We start from the raw sequence: 15,677 nt of genomic DNA on the forward strand, positions 1-15,677 counted from the left end.
ATCTTTCTCTAAAAAAATGGAGAATCACGTTGGGGAGCCCTTTGGTATTTTATCCATGACTACAATGCACAGCAAAGCAAAGGATTAAGCCGCCATCACTACTACCGAATCACCACCCAAATGCAGTCACAGAGCGGCTTCTAAAATCTCAGAACTCGCTAAACTAACAGTTTCATTCTCAATAAGCACGAAAATTAAGGCTTTCAGCGTTTCTTAATGAGAATGAGGATTTGGACATAATTCGCCTAAATGCTTACACAGCATGGGTTTGACTGCTTTTTGTATGACCTGAATCCTTACGGTCGCCTTAACTCTTACTTCGGGGACTGGTTATACAGTAGGGACAACTACCTCAGTGACGGGGACAATTACCAATGACGACTTTTCCCAACTCTCCATCAACGACATCATTACTGTTGTCGAAGGTAAAAATAGTAATGCAATTCTCACCGTCACTGTCGATAATCCCAATCCACAACAAATTAGTGTTAATTATGCTACTGCACCCATTGATGCTACTGCTAATGTAGATTACACTAGCCAGACAGGAACTCTCATCATTCCCGCTAATGCTTCTACTGCTACTATTACCATTCCCATTCTCAATGATGACCTTAATGAACCTGATGAAGTCTTTGCAGTAACCTTGTCAAATGCGACTAATGCTATCATTAATCCTGATGAAGAAACAGCAGGAGTTATCATTACTGATACTTGGCAAAGCATTCTCACTCGTACTTTACCTAACGGTATCGAAAACCTCAAACTAATTGGGATTAACAATATTAACGGTACGGGTAACAATGCTAATAATATCATCACCAGAAATAGTGGCAATAATCAAATCAATGGTGCTAATGGTGCTGATATTCTAACCGGTGGTCCAGGTGCAGATACTTTTATCTTCCAATTTGGACAATCTACCATAGCAGCAAGCGATAGTATCACAGATTTTGCCATCAATACTGATAAAATTGACTTATTAACTCAAGGTGGAACCGCCATGAATGCGCCTAGTAGTTTCAGTCGCGCTGCTAATAACACTGTCACCACTTTAGACAATTTAATCAATCAGGTATTTACTGATGCCAATGGAGCGATTACAGGTAATCAAGGATTAGGGGTTAATAGTGCTGCATTAGTTCAGGTGACAAGCGGTGCGATCGCTGGAATTTATCTAATTATTAATGATAGCACAGATGGCTTCCAATCCAGCAATGATTTATTAATAAATATCACCGGATTTACTGGTACTTTACCTGCTTTAGGGAGCATTCCAATGGGTAATTTTTTTGTTTAATTAAGTAGGCGTAGGGTGCGTTAGGCGGCTATCAATTCCGTCAAAAAACCAAACAACTCAAATCACCTAGAAAACGGGTTTCTTCAAGAAACTATTTAGAAACCCGTTTTCTGTGCGTATTTGCGGCTACCAATTCCGTCAAAAAACCAAAATTAACAATCCGCCGTAACGCATTACCTCTATTATTAAATTGGTGTGTTATGCTATCGCGCTTAACACCCTACTGGCTAATCTTTGTGTCTTTGTGGTTATGATGAATCAATCAACTCCCAATACTAATCAATCTATCCCCGTAGAGATAATTGCTTCTCGTAACTTCATTGATTGGTTAGAGTCTCAGCAGATTAGCCTGGCTTTTACTACCTATCAAAGTTCTCGACTGATGTTTTTAGGAGTTAACCCCGAAAGAGGGATGTCGGGATTTGAGCGGATATTTGACCGCGCCATGGGTTTATATACTACCCCAGAAAGGATTTATCTTAGTTCCCGCTATCAAATCTGGCAACTAGATAATGTGCTATTATCCGAACAACTTTATGATGGTTACGATAAACTTTATATCCCCCGCATTAGTTATACTACTGGGGATTTAGATATTCACGATTTGGCAATAGAAAATCTATCTAAAAGAATTATATTTATCAGTACCATGTTAAATTGTCTGGCAACAGTCAGCGATCGCCATAGTTGCATTCCTCTATGGAAACCGTCGTTTATTTCCGCTTTAGTCAATGAAGATCGTTGTCATCTCAATGGTTTAGCTTTGGTAGATGGGAAGGCGCGTTATGTTACCGCTTGTAGTCAATCAGATGTGGTGGATGGGTGGAGAGACAGAAGACAAACTGGCGGTTGTGTCATTGATATTCAGTCTAATGAAGTGATTGCTACTGGTTTATCTATGCCTCATTCTCCCCGATTTTATCAGGGTAAGTTATGGTTATTAAATGCGGGTACGGGTTACTTTGGTTATATTGATCAAGACAAAGGCATTTTTGAGCCTGTTACTTTTTGTCCTGGTTTTCTGCGTGGTTTAGCATTTGTCGGAAATTATGCCATTGTTGGATTATCTAAAAATCGTGGGGTAGATAAGACTTTTTCGGGGTTAATCTTAGATGATAATTTAATGGCTAAAGAAGCAGATCCTCGCTGTGGTCTGCTAATTATTGACTTGAAAACAGGTGAAGTTGTTCACTGGATACGCTTAGAAGGTGAAGTGACTGAACTTTATGATATACAAGTCTTAGAAGGAGTTAAACGTCCCCAAGCTTTAGGATTTCAAAATGATGACATCAGTAAAATTATTACTCTTGATCCTATTTCTCCTTTAGTTGGAGGAAATATAGCAAATAATCAGCCTGATACTTCCCCAGCAGATACCCTTTATCAGCAAGCATACACCTTGCAAAAACAGGTTAAGCTTGAAGAAGCGATCGCTCTCTATCAACAATTAATTAATCAACATCCTCAATATGCAGCTGCTTGGCATCAGTTGGGGGTAATCATGGATAGTTTAGGACAAATTGATCAAGCTATTTTGGCTTACAAGCAAGCTTTATTGATTAATCCTAATTATGCAGAAAGCCACAATAATTTGGGAATAATAGCAGTTAGCAAGGGAGATTTAGACGAGGCGATTATTTGCTTTAACCAAGCTATTCGTAGCAATCAAAACTATGCTTTTGCTGAGAATAATTTAGGTTTAGTCTTACAAATGCAGGATAAGTTAGGGGATGCTGTGGTCAATTTTCAAGAAGCAATCAGGAAAAACCCTAATTATCCAGAAGCACACTTTAATTTAGGCAATGTGTTACAACTACAGGGAAAAATTGAAGAAGCGATCGCTTATTTTCAAGTAGCAATTAAGCTTAATCCTAAATACATTAAAGCTTATAATAGTTTGGCTTTAGCTTTAGGAAGACAGGACAAAGTAGAAGCAGCTATGAGCGTATTTAAGCAAGCTTTAGCCATTCAAACTAATTCACCAGAGGCTTTTGCTTGCTTATTTTCTATGAAGGAAATGACTTGTAATTGGGAGACAAGAGAAGCTGATTTAATCCAACTTTGGCAATTAACCGAAAACCAGTTACAAGAGGGAAAATCTACCGCAGTAACTCCCTTTGATACCTTATATAAACCTTGGTCTGCTAGTCAACAGTTAAAAGTAGCTTGTAACTATGCTCAAGAGGTTAAAAGACAATTAGCCTTAGGGACTAAACCCCTCAACTTTAACCATTCCCGCACCCGATCTGGACGATTAAAAATAGGTTATTTATGCCATGATTTTCGTAATCATCCCACCAGTCATTTGATGCAAAGTGTCTTTGGTTTACATGATCGCAATAACTTTGAAATAATTGCCTATTCCTATGGTCCTGATGATGGTAGTGAGTATCGTCGTCGCATTGCTAATGATTGCGATCGCTTTTATGATATTGCTACTTTATCAATTACGGAATCTGCACAACGGGTTTTTGATGATGGGGTGCATATTTTAGTTGATTTGATGGGATATATTGATAAGGCGCGGACACAAATATTGGCTTTAAAACCTGCACCGATTCAAGTTAATTATTTGGTTTATCCGGGGACAATGGGAGCAGATTTTATCGACTATATTATTAGTGATGCCATAGTTACCCCACCAGAGTCTGCTGATAATTTTACTGAAAAATTGGTAATTTTACCGGATAGTTATCAGGCTAATGATTATCAACAAATTATATCATCTAAACCTGTTACTCGTTCCCATTATGGTCTTCCTGAATCGGGTTTTGTCTTTTGTTGTTTCAACCATACCTATAAAATTGAGCCGCAAATATTCACTGTATGGATGCAAATTTTGGCTAATGTTCCAGGTAGTGTGTTATGGTTATTTTCGAGAGTAGCTGAAGCGGAAGCAAATCTACGTCGGGAAGCACAAGCGCGAGGAATTGAGGGTGATCGCTTAATTTTTGCCCATCTCGAACCTAAGCCGGAACATTTGGCGCGACATCAACTAGCTGATTTATTTCTTGATACTTTATACTATAATGCTCATACGACTGGGAGTGATGCTTTATGGGCAGGTTTACCGATTATAACTTGTCCAGGTACAACTTTTCCTTCCCGTGTTGGTGCTAGTTTACTGACAGCTATTGGCCTACCTGAATTAATTACTAAGAATTTAGAGGAGTATAAAAATTTAGCGATTAATTTAGCAAAATCTCCTGATAAATTGCAGGAAATTAAACAGAAACTAGCCCAAAATCGTCTGACTTATCCGTTATTTGATACCCTTCGTTTTACCCGCAATTTAGAAAAAGCTTATCGGACAATGTGGGATATTTATGCTGCGGGAAAATCACCAGAGATGATCAGGATAGCCAATTGATCACTGGAATTATCAGGGTAAGCGCATCTTAACAATCCTTGACAAAATCAACTTTATCCCTCCCAGTTTTCACGGTACTTGGCCAGAAAAATCAGAAAAAGTATCGGTATTTTTTTGAGGAATTAAAGCTTATTTTCATAGATTAAATTTACTTGACAAAATGACTGATATGTGTTAGTAAATTAAGTCCTAAAATTGAATTACCTTGCTCATTTAACAGAGGACTATAACAAGCGATCGCTCCCTGTTTCGGTACAATTGATAATAGGGCCCCACTGACTCCCGATTTAGTGGGAAAACCCACCTCAAGGGCGAATTGTTGGGAAGCTTCATAGAGTCCACAATTAGTCATAATTTCTAGAATAATTTCACCAAAAGGAGCAGCTAAAATCAACTTACCTAAATTAGCAAGATCGGCAATTTTTCCAGATAAACAACAGATTTGATTGTAGGTTTCTAGGGCTAAATAACGATGACTAATATAACCATTTTTTTCTAATTCTAAGCTTAAAGCTTGATTGTGTGCATTAGGATAGGAGTGAACAGAATCAAGCACAGAGTGATCGAGAAATAATTGACAATTACCCATTTCATTTAACCATAAAAGCAAATTTTCACAGCGAGATTCTGGCGTTTCTCCTGCTAATAAGTCTGTCAAGGCGATCGCACCACTGTTAATCATAGGATTACGGGGAAAACAGCGATCCTCTTGCAGTTGAGTTAAAGAATTAAAAGGATAACTAGAAGCTTGTTTTCCCACGCGCCGAAAAACAACATCTTCCCCTAAATGACTTAAAAGATATAATAACAAAAAGGGTTTAATCACACTCATCAAAGGAAAAGTTAAAGTTTCATCTCCCCAAGACAAAATCTCCCCCTCAAGACAGTGAATCTGGAGAGCGAAAACCTCGGGATTAACTTGGTTCAAAACCGGTATATAATAGGCAGTCTGACCCTTCCTATCCGATAAATGCACTTCCCCGACCCAAGCTTGTATATCTTCCACCCTTAATCTAGCTAATCGGTTCATTTGTTTAATCCATGTACTCAGTCAAAGAAGCAGAATCTATAATTTTAACTCAAATTCAACCCCGACAAGAAACAGAAAAAGTTTCTCTAGAGGCAGCTTTTGGGCGCATTTTAGCCGAAGATATCAGCAGTGATTTAGACTTTCCCTATTGGGATAATTCTGCTATGGATGGCTATGCTGTCCGCTACGAAGATGTCAAAGACACTAATCCAGAAAATCCCGTTACTTTAAAGATTATCGCCGAAATTCCCGCCGGCAAAGTCCCCGAAAAAATTATTCAACCAGGAGAAACAGCGCGAATATTTACGGGAGCGATGTTACCCGCCGGCAGTGATACGATTATTATGCAGGAAAATACTCAAAAAAAAGGCGAGCGAGTGGCGATTCTTATCCCTCCCGAAAAAATAGGTCTTTTCGTGCGTCAACGCGGCACATTCTATCGAGCGGGAAATACCTTATTAAAAGCTGGGATTGCTCTTAATTCCCCAGAAATGGCGGTTTTAGCCACGGCACAAGCTACCGAATTAACAGTGTTTTCCCGTCCCCAAGTGGCAATTTTCTCCACGGGAGATGAATTAATTAATCCCGATGAAACCCTCCAAAAAGGTCAAATTATTGACTCGAATCGCTACGCTTTAACCGCATTTGTCGCCAGTTTAGGGGCAATTCCCAGACCTTTAGGTATAATCAAAGATAATCCCGATCTTCTCAGAGAAACTATCAGAAAAGCAATTAATTCTAGTGCTATCGTCCTTTCCACCGGCGGTGTTTCCGTAGGAGATTACGATTATATCGAGGGAATTTTAGGGGAATTAGGGGGAAAAATTCTGATTGGCAGCGTTGCTATTCAACCGGGTAAACCCCTAACCTTTGCTACTTTTCCTAACGGTTGTATTTACTTTGGTATCCCCGGTAATCCCGTCTCTGCTTTAGTTTCCTGTTGGCGCTTCGTGCAAATGGCCATTAAAAAATTATCGGGATTGACAGATTATCAGAACAAATTTCTGCGAGTTGTCACCCGCGATACTCTCCAATCTAAGGGACAAAGAGAAGTTTATCTCTGGGGAAAAATAGAAATTATCGAGGGAGTTTATCAATTTCAACTTGCTCCCGGACAACACAATTCGGCTAATTTAATTAATTTAGCGGGTACTAATGCTTTAGCCATAATTACCCAGGGTAAAACTACTATACAAGCGGGAGAAACAGTAGAAGTTATGATAGTTTCCTAAAAAAATACCTAACCCAATTTTTGGCTAGGTAGCTGGTTATAATTAAATTGAAGATAGATTTTGGGTGTCGATCCCCCCTTAATCCCCCCTTGATAAGGGGGGTGTCTGATGGTTTTTAACACCTAACTACTTAGGTATCCATCAATTTACTTCATCGAAAATATTGCCAGATAATTTAACCAACACCAATTAATGAACCCTGCAATTTAACATCTTCGCTACCATTGTATATATCAGCTAATTGACTAATATTTTCTAACTCAATTGCGGGAGTAGTTCGTTTAATTAAACCAGTTAAAACTTTACCCGGACCGACTTCGATCGCTTTTTCCACACCCACATTTGGCAATTTTAACATAATTTCTCGCCAGCGAACCGAGCTAGTCATCTGCTGGATCAGATATATTTTTAATTCCTCCGCATCGGTGATCGGTTGGCTAGGATTAACATTAGAAATAACGGGAACTTTTGCAGACCTAAAATTAACCAATTCTAAAATCTGCTGAAACTGAATAGCGGCATTTTCCATCAAGGGAGAGTGAAAAGCACCGGATACTTTTAACGGCATAACCCGCTTAACTTTCACTTGACCTAATACCAAATCCACCGCTTCAGGAGTCCCAGAAATCACCACTTGTTCGGCACTATTATCATTAGCAATAACTACATTTTCCGTCTGATTAATCACTGTCTCTAGACTGGTGCGATCAAATTTCATTAAGGCGGCCATTTTACCACCTTCGGCCGCATCCATCAAACGGGAACGGTTTTGAACTAGATTTAATCCTGTCTCAAAATTAAACACCCTGGCTGCATACAAAGCGGAATATTCACCGAGACTATGACCGGCAACTAGATCGGGAAAATGACCTTTTTCTTGCAACAAATCCGCTAAAATACTCTCCACCACAAATAAACAAGGTTGGGTATAAAGAGTACGAGATAGGGTTTCTTCATCCCCTTGACATTTTTCCCAGACCGACCAACCGAGGATTCTTTCTGCTATTTCTAATCTCTCTTGGCCAAGCGCACTTTCCGCTAAATCTCCAATCATTCCTAACGCTTGCGATCCTTGTCCCGGGAATATCCACGCTGTTTTCATAAGTTCTTAAAATAGATAAATAGATGTGTTTGGCTCAGTTATCAGTTATCAGTTATCAGTTATCAGTTATCAGATGTGAGTTTTTAGGTTACTGTTTACTGTTTACTGTTTACTGATCACTGAATTAATCTCCCCAACGGAAGATAATCCCACCCCAAGTTAAACCGGCACCAAAGCCGGAAGAAGCAATAATATCACCTTTTTTGACCTTACCACTCCTGACAGCTTCATCGAGGGCTAGAGGAATCGAGGCCGCGGAGGTGTTGCCATACTCGCTGAGATTGCTGATCACTTTTTCCGGAGGCAGTTTCAGGCGCTCGCTCACCGCGTCCATAATTCTTTGATTAGCTTGGTGCAAAACTAGCCAATCGATGTCACTGGTGGTTAAATTAGCCCGATAGAGAGCTTTTTCGATGACCTCTGGCACTTTCGCCACGGCAAAACGATAGACTTCCCGTCCGTTCATCCTTAGGGGCTTATAGGTTCCTTTTTGAACCCTTACCCCCTGCTTAAGGGGCAATTCTTCCCCCTGATATGCGAGATTGAGAGAACCATTCTGGCTGCCGTCGCTATGGAGTTCAAAACCGAGAATGTTATCTTTTGTATCATTCGCTTGACAAACCACCGCCCCTGCCCCATCACCAAAGAGGACACAGGTAGCGCGATCGTTCCAATCCACCCAACGGGAGAGAACATCAGCCCCGATAACCAAGACATTGCGGTAAGTACCAGTACGGATAAACTGGGTGGCGGTGACTAACCCCACCAGAAAACCCGAACAGGCGGCGGTGAGATCAAAAGCGATCGCCCGATTGGCCCCGATCTGACTTTGAACTTGGGCGGCACTACCGAACAGATCATCGGGGGTAGAAGTAGCCAAGAGAATCAGATCGATGTCCCTAGGTGACACCTGAGCCATTTCTAGAGCCTTAATCGCCGCTTGGGACGCTAATTGGCTCAAAGACACCGATTGATCCGCTAAATGGCGTTTACCGATGCCTGTACGACTTTTAATCCACTCATCGGAAGTCTCGACAATTTGGCTGAGTTCTTCATTACTGAGGAATTGCCCTGGTGTGGCCGATCCACAACCGGTCATAACGACTGCTGCCCCGAATCCGTTCAAAATATCCCCCCTTTTTCAGTTATCAGTTATCAGTGGGTCAGTTATCAGTGGGAAGTGGGTCAGTTATCAGTGGGAAGTGGGAAGTGGGGAAGTGGGAAGAATAAATAAAAATAGTCTCCCGTCTCCTGTCTCCTGTCTCCCGTCTCCTGTCTCCTGTCTTCTGTCTCCTGTCTCCTGACCGCTTCAAGATGGCTAACAGCTTAATCTTCACCGTTCACCGACAACTCTTTTAATTGATGATGGTGGTCATTGTAGGCTTGAATGCGCTCAGAAACGCGATTATCAACGGCATTTTTTGCCTGTCGGATAGCGTTAAAAATTGAAGGCGCTTGGGAACTGCCGTGACTGATCACACAGACCCCATCGACTCCAAATAACAGCGCGCCACCGTGTTCTGCGTGATCCATGCGTTGTTTGATCTGTTTAAGATTGGGTTTAATTAAAGCCGTCCCGACTTTACCCTGTATCCCCCTAGGTAATTCCTCTTTGAGAATTTGTAGGATAACCCCTCCCACCGCTTCGGCAAATTTTAACAGGACATTACCGACAAAACCATCGCAGACAATCACATCGAATTGTCCCGATAGCACATCCCGGCCCTCAGCATTGCCGATAAAGGGAATTTGCTGGTTATTTTCTAATAATTCGTAGGTTTTTAGGGCGAGATCGTTACCTTTGCTGGGTTCTTCGCCGATATTGAGTAAACCGACTTTCGGAGCTTCAACCCCCATAACGTATTTACTGTAAATTGTTCCCATTAGAGCAAACTGCTCTAAATATTTGGGTTTACAGTCCACATTCGCCCCGACATCGAGGATAATAACTGATTTACCCGCCAACATCGTCGGCAGCACCGCACCGATCGCCGGGCGATCGATTCCTTTTAAACGACCTAAACGCAGTAACGCTGCCGCCATGGCTGCCCCGGAGTGACCGGCGGACACCACCGCATCGGCGCGATTTTGTTTGACTAAATCCATGGCCACATTAATCGAGGCCGCTGGTTTGCGACGGATAGCGGTGATCGGTTCTTCGTCCATGGCCACCACTTCCTCTGCGTGGACGATGGTGAGATTCTTGGGACGGGGATGATGCTGGAAATAAGCCTCAATCCGTTCAGAATCGCCGACTAATAATACTTCTACATCTAATTCTTCGGAAGCTCGCATCGATCCCGCGATAATCTCGTTGGGAGCGTAGTCACCTCCCATCGCATCTACCGCGATTCTTGCCCGATTTAATGCCGTTTCTGCCATTGAGTCAGTGGGATAGAAATCTTTAATAAGTTGAGCGGCAGCTCTTGACAAAAGCTGGCCGATCGAGGATTAGTGTTTTCTGATCGAGCAATTGTTAAAAATTACCAATCATTTCTATACAATAAGGCATCATTGCGATTAAGGAAAAGATGTTCTCAGTTTTTAATTTGGCAGTTTTCGGCTTTCTCTTGGGTTGGTGGGGGGGACAATCCCAACCGATCGCCAATATTCCCCTAATTTCTTGGCAAAATCAACCTATTTTCCACCTTCCCACCGCTCCCGATCCCCAGGTAGCGGCGATCGTGGCCGATTATCTGCAAGACTTGACCAAAAAAGGTTTAAACTCTCGTCAACAACGGGTCTTAATTGAGACGGAATGGGCTGATTTAGCCGATCATCAGGGTAATCTACCCGCTTCGGGGGCTTCATTGACTAAAATCGCCACTACTCTCGCCGCCGTGGAAACCTGGCCTCTCGATCATCGTTTTGCTACTCGTTTTTACACAACGGGAGAGGTCAAAAACGGGGTGCTAGAGGGGGATTTAATTATTGAAGGGGAAGGGGATCCGCTTTTTGTCTGGGAAGAAGCGATCGCAGTGGGCAATGGCCTCGATCAATTAGGCATCCGTCAGGTCAAAGGCGATCTGATCGTTACGGGTAAATTCGCCATGAATTTTCAAACCGATCCCCTCAAAGCGGGAGAATCGCTGAAAATTGGGCTTGATCAATCGAAATGGTCAAAAGAAACCCAAAAAGCTTTTCAGAGCCTTCCTAGCGGCACAAAAGCCCCACAGGTGAAGATTTTGGGCAGGGTTCGAGCCGGTCAAATTCGCCCCGAAAATGCCCGATTATTGTTGGGTCATCAGTCCTTAACTTTAACGGAACTGTTGCGTCAGATGAATATTTATAGTAATAACGTCATGTCAGAAATGTTAGCGGAGTTGCTCGGTGGCCCCGCGGCAGTGGACGCAATTAATACTAAAATTACCCGGGTAGGAGAGGAGGAAATTCAATTAATTAATGGTTCGGGATTGGGTGTAGAAAATCGCTTGTCTCCCCGGGCAGTTATTGAGATTCTCAAGGCCTTGGATCGCAAGTTAGCCAATCAACCGATCAAAGTAGCTGATTTATTTCCGGTGGGGGGACGCGATACCAAAGGAACTATGCAGTGGCGCGCCATTCCCAAAGGAGTGGTGATTAAAACTGGAACTTTAGCCCAAGTTAGCGCCTTAGCCGGAGAAATTCCCACCCAAGAAAGGGGTAAAGTTTGGTTTGTGATTATGAATGCCGGTAGTGGCAATATCGAGGGATTCAGAAATCAGCAGGATCGAGTTTTACAAGCTTTAGATCAACACTGGCAAATTCTCCCGGAAGCCACTAAGGGATCGATTCCTGAAAGAGCTTTTCTAGGTGATCCCAGTCGGGTAAGTCAGGGTTTCTAAGGGGTTGATATCAACTTGACAATCAAATTTAGTTTGGTGGTGAGGAACTTTAGCAAGGTCTTATATTCACTTTTGTCGATAAACTGACTACTTTTCTGCCATTTTCTCCTTGTTTTTGCTGCCAATCGGTGGTTCTTCTGGTTTCTGTGTGGAAACGAGGTCTATACTGATAGTTTCTTCCGCCAAATAGCGATTAAAGTCTTGCCCGATAAGCATTTCACCTTACATAAGCAAAAATTATCACACAAAGTCGAGAAGAGCCAATCGGTAAACATCGCATCTCAATCATAGTGACAAAATTTTGCCAGTTTTTCCTGAAATTGATTAAAGGATGTGTGGTTAAACGGGGTGCATCTCACATTTGCAGAAATACCGACAATCAGCAATTATCAGTAGACCTCTTGCAAAAATCAAAAATCTTCCTTTAGGTGAGGAGTCAGGAGCCAGTAGTCAGTAGTCAGGAGAATTAAGAATGAGCATTAATCAATTAAATGCTCTATTTGGTTATTTTATGCAATTTTATGCTTATTTTTCTCATTTTTGCCCTCTCAAAAATTAATTATGCAAGAACTCTAGTGACTCTTAAAATAATTACAAATGTATCAGCAGCTGCGTGTAAGCATCCCACCGAAAAACTAATGCGCTCCGGGGTTTGGGTAGGGTTGATTCATGAATCAACCCTACTATGAATCAACCCTAGGGGTTGGGGGGTTCTACCCCCCAAAGGCTTGGATTGAGTGATAAAATCGGAAGTGATCACCAATTTTAGAAGATAGTTTCCCTTTAAAAATGCCAACTCAGTAGATTTACAAAAATGAGATGTACTCGGTTAAACGCATCCGGGAATTTTTAAGGATAAAAACACATTTGCGGCAAAGCAAGGGATTCTTCCCAACCCATCATGAGATTGAGACATTGTACCGCTTGTCCCGATTGTCCCTTAACTAAATTATCAATCGCTGACATTACTATCACTCGATCGGTTCTCGGATCCACTTCAATACCGAGATAACATAAATTAGTACCACAAGCCCATTTAGTTTGTGGATAGACTCCCCCGGGTAGGATTTTGACAAAGGGAGAAGTGCGATAAAAAGCATTGTAGATAGTGATCAAATCATCCCGCACCAGATTGGGATCCCGCAAAGTTGCATAGACTGTGGACAGGATACCCCGAACCATGGGCATTAAATGGGGAGTGAACTGGACGCGCACCTCATGACCGGCTAAATCGCTGCAAATCTGCTCGATTTCGGGAGTATGACGGTGTTTTCCCGCTACATTATAGGCCCCGATCGAACTATCTGCTTCTGCCAATAACATATTAATCTTAGCTTGTCTTCCTCCTCCCGAAGTTCCCGATTTGGCATCAATAATCGTCGTTTCCGGGAGAATTAAACCCTGTCTTAACAGGGGAGAAATCGCCATTAAACTAGCAGTAGGATAACATCCAGGGCAACCGATCAAAGAGGCATTTTTAATATCTTCCCGATACAGTTCTGGTAAACCGTACACAGCCGTAGATGCGATCGCTTGATCCTGACGTTCCCTACCATACCATTTACTATAGGTTTCTAGGCTAGTAAAACGATAATCTGCCGACAGATCCAAAACTTTACATCCTTTAGCGATCAAAGGAGGGGCTAAATCACAGGCTAAACCATTGGGTAAACCCAAGAAAACCACTTGACAACGGGAGGCAATTATCTCCAAATCGATCGCCTCCACATTAAGATTAATGCTATGACCGAGATGGGGATATAAATCACTGTAGGGTTTCCCCGCACTACTATCGCCCCCCAGATAGACTAATTCTACTAAGGGATGTTCTTTGAGCAAACGTACCAACTGTACGCCACCATATCCCGAAGCGCCGACAATACCCACTGAAACCTTCTGTCCTTGCGTCATTTCCCTTGTTCCTAAAAATTCTTATCGTTAATATAACGCTTTGCTATGGCCGAATTTTAGCCTAACCGGCAGGATTTAAATCAAAAAACTTCCTGTAAAAATCTAGTATCTCGGCCGGGTTGTCCATAAACCGTATGATGAGGTACAAATTTTTCGTTTGAGGGAATCTGTCATCGGGAGATGATGCCAAATTAGGTTAAACTTCATCCTCCGGAGAAAAGCTGTAATTCAATCCCTCATATTTACAATTTTGAGCGCACTGTAAATTCATAATCTCCTCCCGGTTCTAATTGATAATCGTAGCGTTCTAAAAACCGATTCAAGGGTTCAAAAATCAAAGCCCTACCTAGGGAAGGTTGTACTAATAACTTGCCTTGAATAAAATGCCATTGAAACCGCCATTGATATTGTTCCGTCTGCACTTCTCCCTCTAATTTCCCCGTTTGCCAAGATTGCTTAATTATCCGCACATACGCCGTGCTTTCTGGTCGATTGCCGCTGCTCACCTGAACCCTACCTATAGATTAAATATCAAACATTAAGATAGCGAATTAATCCTTGTTTGTCATTACTTGAGCTAATTTTCTCGACTTTATTCTGGGGCAGTGACTTCATTAACCTTAGAAACCAAGACATTTAATTGAAAAGGTCGCCCCATTTCCTTAGTAATGAATTCTTCCAACAATTCTACCTGTCTGGGGGTAATACTTTCCGCAGTTCTTACTACTAATCTCACCCGGGGAGGTTGCTTGAGCCAATTAATCGAAGATTCCAATAATTCTGCCCGTTGAAAAGTAATCGTTCGTTGTAATAAAGCTTTTTTGAGCAACCTTTCTAAGCGAGCTTGATTGGCCAGAGTTGCAAAACTTATTCCTAACGGAATTAGCAAAACTGCTGTCAGGATAGAAGTCAAAATTAGAGCGTTACGCGCCCGATGAAAATTAGAATAACCTGCCAGCAAAAAGACCAACAAACAGGAGAGAGCAATGCCTAATAAATTGGTAATATATAACAGAGTTGCCCCCAAACTTAGCACCCAATCGCCTTGGGATAATCCTAAACCAATCGTGCAAACTGGTGGCATTAAAGCCACGGCGATCGCTGTTCCCGCTAAAGTACCTGAAATTTTCGGTTCTATTTTGGCATAACCACTGATTGCCCCCGCGGTAATTGCTACTCCTAAATCTAAAAGATTCGGTTGAGAACGGGCTTGAATTTCACTACCAAATTCGGAAATTCCGATCAATAATCCTAGCAACCAAGCTATCGCTAAAGCGATGATCGTACCAACTAAAATCGCCAAGGCCGACTTACGAATTAATCGCCAACTGCCAATTAAACCACCAAAAGCCAGACTACGAATCGGCAACATCAAAGGGGCAATAATCATCGCCCCAATAATCACGGCTGCACTATTGGCGACTAAGCCAAAGGTAGCGATCGCACAAGAACTAACAATCAAAGCTAGATAGGGAAAATCGAGGGACGCTTCTGCCCATAAATCGCGCCACATAGCCCGCGATTGTTGCCAGGTCAAGGGTTTTCTTGAGAACCACGAGTGGGGCCGTTCTTTTCTCGTCATGGGGCTGAGGAAGATTGACTTTTCTTTTACTTATAGCTTTTTTTTGTCTAATCAATGTATATTTGTATCATTTTCTTTAACTAATCTTACCGTTTTTTTCTTCGCCTCGATTGATGAAACCTCCTGCCCGCTGCCATCTGCCGACCGCCTTCGTTAACGCCCCTAGGCCAAGTAGAAATTAGCAAAGAAATTAGGGACTTGCGTGGAAATAATATCCCAATCGATCGGAGGGCGCAAGCTTTGCGCCCCTACAGTAACGGATTTTGTCCACAATGTAGGGGCGAACTGCGTTCGCCCAAAAGGTACATTATCAAAGCGCAAGTCCC

The 15,677-nt window shown here is 42.1% G+C and carries 11 protein-coding genes and 2 pseudogenes; 4 read left to right on the forward strand and 9 right to left on the reverse strand.

The genetic code is table 11. The annotated features are described in order from the left end of the window. Positions 1–298: 298 nt before the first annotated feature. Together IM456_RS19650 and IM456_RS19655 are read left to right on the forward strand one after the other, a co-directional pair. Positions 299–1,300, forward strand: a pseudogene (locus IM456_RS19650) (bluetail domain-containing putative surface protein); the annotation flags it as partial. Between the two features lie 250 nt (positions 1,301–1,550). Then, positions 1,551–4,670, forward strand: a complete 3,120-nt coding sequence (locus IM456_RS19655) for a TIGR03032 family protein (RefSeq protein WP_172970541.1) — start codon at positions 1,551–1,553, stop codon at positions 4,668–4,670. 148 nt (positions 4,671–4,818) lie between these two features. On the opposite strand, the gene IM456_RS19660 is transcribed toward IM456_RS19655, so the two are convergent. Further along, on the reverse strand, positions 4,819–5,700 hold the full coding sequence (locus IM456_RS19660; RefSeq protein ID WP_149987671.1) for a glutaminase: 882 nt from the start codon (positions 5,698–5,700) through the stop codon (positions 4,819–4,821). 11 nt (positions 5,701–5,711) lie between these two features. Between IM456_RS19660 and IM456_RS19665 the strand changes: the two genes are divergently transcribed. Then, positions 5,712–6,932 (forward strand): molybdopterin molybdotransferase MoeA, encoded by a 1,221-nt coding sequence (locus IM456_RS19665; RefSeq protein ID WP_149987672.1) that lies wholly within the window; start codon positions 5,712–5,714, stop codon positions 6,930–6,932. Between the two features lie 175 nt (positions 6,933–7,107). Here the strand turns inward: IM456_RS19665 and fabD are convergent, their stop codons facing one another. The 3 genes from fabD to plsX form a co-directional block, all read right to left on the reverse strand. After that, the gene (fabD, locus tag IM456_RS19670; protein ID WP_287694866.1) at positions 7,108–8,034 is read right to left on the reverse strand and encodes an ACP S-malonyltransferase; all 927 of its coding nucleotides are present in this window, start codon (positions 8,032–8,034) and stop codon (positions 7,108–7,110) included. Between the two features lie 124 nt (positions 8,035–8,158). Continuing rightward, positions 8,159–9,160 (reverse strand): beta-ketoacyl-ACP synthase 3, encoded by a 1,002-nt coding sequence (locus tag IM456_RS19675; RefSeq protein WP_149987674.1) that lies wholly within the window; start codon positions 9,158–9,160, stop codon positions 8,159–8,161. Between the two features lie 200 nt (positions 9,161–9,360). Next, positions 9,361–10,416, reverse strand: coding sequence for a phosphate acyltransferase PlsX (plsX, locus tag IM456_RS19680; RefSeq protein WP_149987675.1), 1,056 nt, complete (start codon positions 10,414–10,416; stop codon positions 9,361–9,363). 149 nt (positions 10,417–10,565) lie between these two features. Here plsX and IM456_RS19685 point away from each other — a divergent pair, with 149 nt between their 5' ends. After that, a complete protein-coding gene (locus IM456_RS19685; protein WP_149987676.1) occupies positions 10,566–11,858 on the forward strand; it encodes a D-alanyl-D-alanine carboxypeptidase in 1,293 nt (430 codons plus the stop codon). 87 nt (positions 11,859–11,945) lie between these two features. On the opposite strand, the gene IM456_RS19690 is transcribed toward IM456_RS19685, so the two are convergent. The 5 genes and pseudogenes from IM456_RS19690 to IM456_RS19710 all read right to left on the reverse strand — a co-directional run bounded on the left by IM456_RS19690 (position 11,946) and on the right by IM456_RS19710 (position 15,351). Further along, positions 11,946–12,074, reverse strand: a complete 129-nt coding sequence (locus tag IM456_RS19690; RefSeq protein ID WP_260324513.1) for a hypothetical protein — start codon at positions 12,072–12,074, stop codon at positions 11,946–11,948. A 343-nt stretch (positions 12,075–12,417) separates the two neighbouring features. Further along, a pseudogene (locus IM456_RS19695) lies at positions 12,418–12,654 on the reverse strand (hypothetical protein). Positions 12,655–12,707: 53 nt separating this feature from the next. Beyond that, positions 12,708–13,769, reverse strand: a complete 1,062-nt coding sequence (gene argC, locus IM456_RS19700) for an N-acetyl-gamma-glutamyl-phosphate reductase (protein WP_149987678.1) — start codon at positions 13,767–13,769, stop codon at positions 12,708–12,710. A 242-nt stretch (positions 13,770–14,011) separates the two neighbouring features. Continuing rightward, the gene (locus tag IM456_RS19705) at positions 14,012–14,275 is read right to left on the reverse strand and encodes a DUF3146 family protein (protein WP_149987679.1); all 264 of its coding nucleotides are present in this window, start codon (positions 14,273–14,275) and stop codon (positions 14,012–14,014) included. A gap of 86 nt (positions 14,276–14,361) precedes the next feature. Then, a complete protein-coding gene (locus IM456_RS19710; protein WP_149987680.1) occupies positions 14,362–15,351 on the reverse strand; it encodes a DUF389 domain-containing protein in 990 nt (329 codons plus the stop codon). Between the last annotated feature and the right edge of the window lie 326 nt (positions 15,352–15,677).

Origin of the sequence: Microcystis sp. M079S1 (assembly GCF_020246425.1) — a bacterium.
GTDB lineage: Bacteria > Cyanobacteriota > Cyanobacteriia > Cyanobacteriales > Microcystaceae > Microcystis > Microcystis aeruginosa.

What these genes read in the sequence shown, in the direction of transcription:
- IM456_RS19655 (WP_172970541.1), top strand. Translation starts at nt 1,551, where the DNA reads ATGATGAATCAATCAACTCCCAATACTAATCAATCTATCCCCGTAGAG.
- IM456_RS19660 (WP_149987671.1), bottom strand. Translation starts at nt 5,700, where the DNA reads ATGAACCGATTAGCTAGATTAAGGGTGGAAGATATACAAGCTTGGGTC.
- IM456_RS19665 (WP_149987672.1), top strand. Translation starts at nt 5,712, where the DNA reads ATGTACTCAGTCAAAGAAGCAGAATCTATAATTTTAACTCAAATTCAA.
- fabD (WP_287694866.1), bottom strand. Translation starts at nt 8,034, where the DNA reads ATGAAAACAGCGTGGATATTCCCGGGACAAGGATCGCAAGCGTTAGGA.
- plsX (WP_149987675.1), bottom strand. Translation starts at nt 10,416, where the DNA reads ATGGCAGAAACGGCATTAAATCGGGCAAGAATCGCGGTAGATGCGATG.
- IM456_RS19685 (WP_149987676.1), top strand. Translation starts at nt 10,566, where the DNA reads ATGTTCTCAGTTTTTAATTTGGCAGTTTTCGGCTTTCTCTTGGGTTGG.
- IM456_RS19690 (WP_260324513.1), bottom strand. Translation starts at nt 12,074, where the DNA reads ATGCTTATCGGGCAAGACTTTAATCGCTATTTGGCGGAAGAAACTATC.
- argC (WP_149987678.1), bottom strand. Translation starts at nt 13,769, where the DNA reads ATGACGCAAGGACAGAAGGTTTCAGTGGGTATTGTCGGCGCTTCGGGA.
- IM456_RS19710 (WP_149987680.1), bottom strand. Translation starts at nt 15,351, where the DNA reads ATGACGAGAAAAGAACGGCCCCACTCGTGGTTCTCAAGAAAACCCTTG.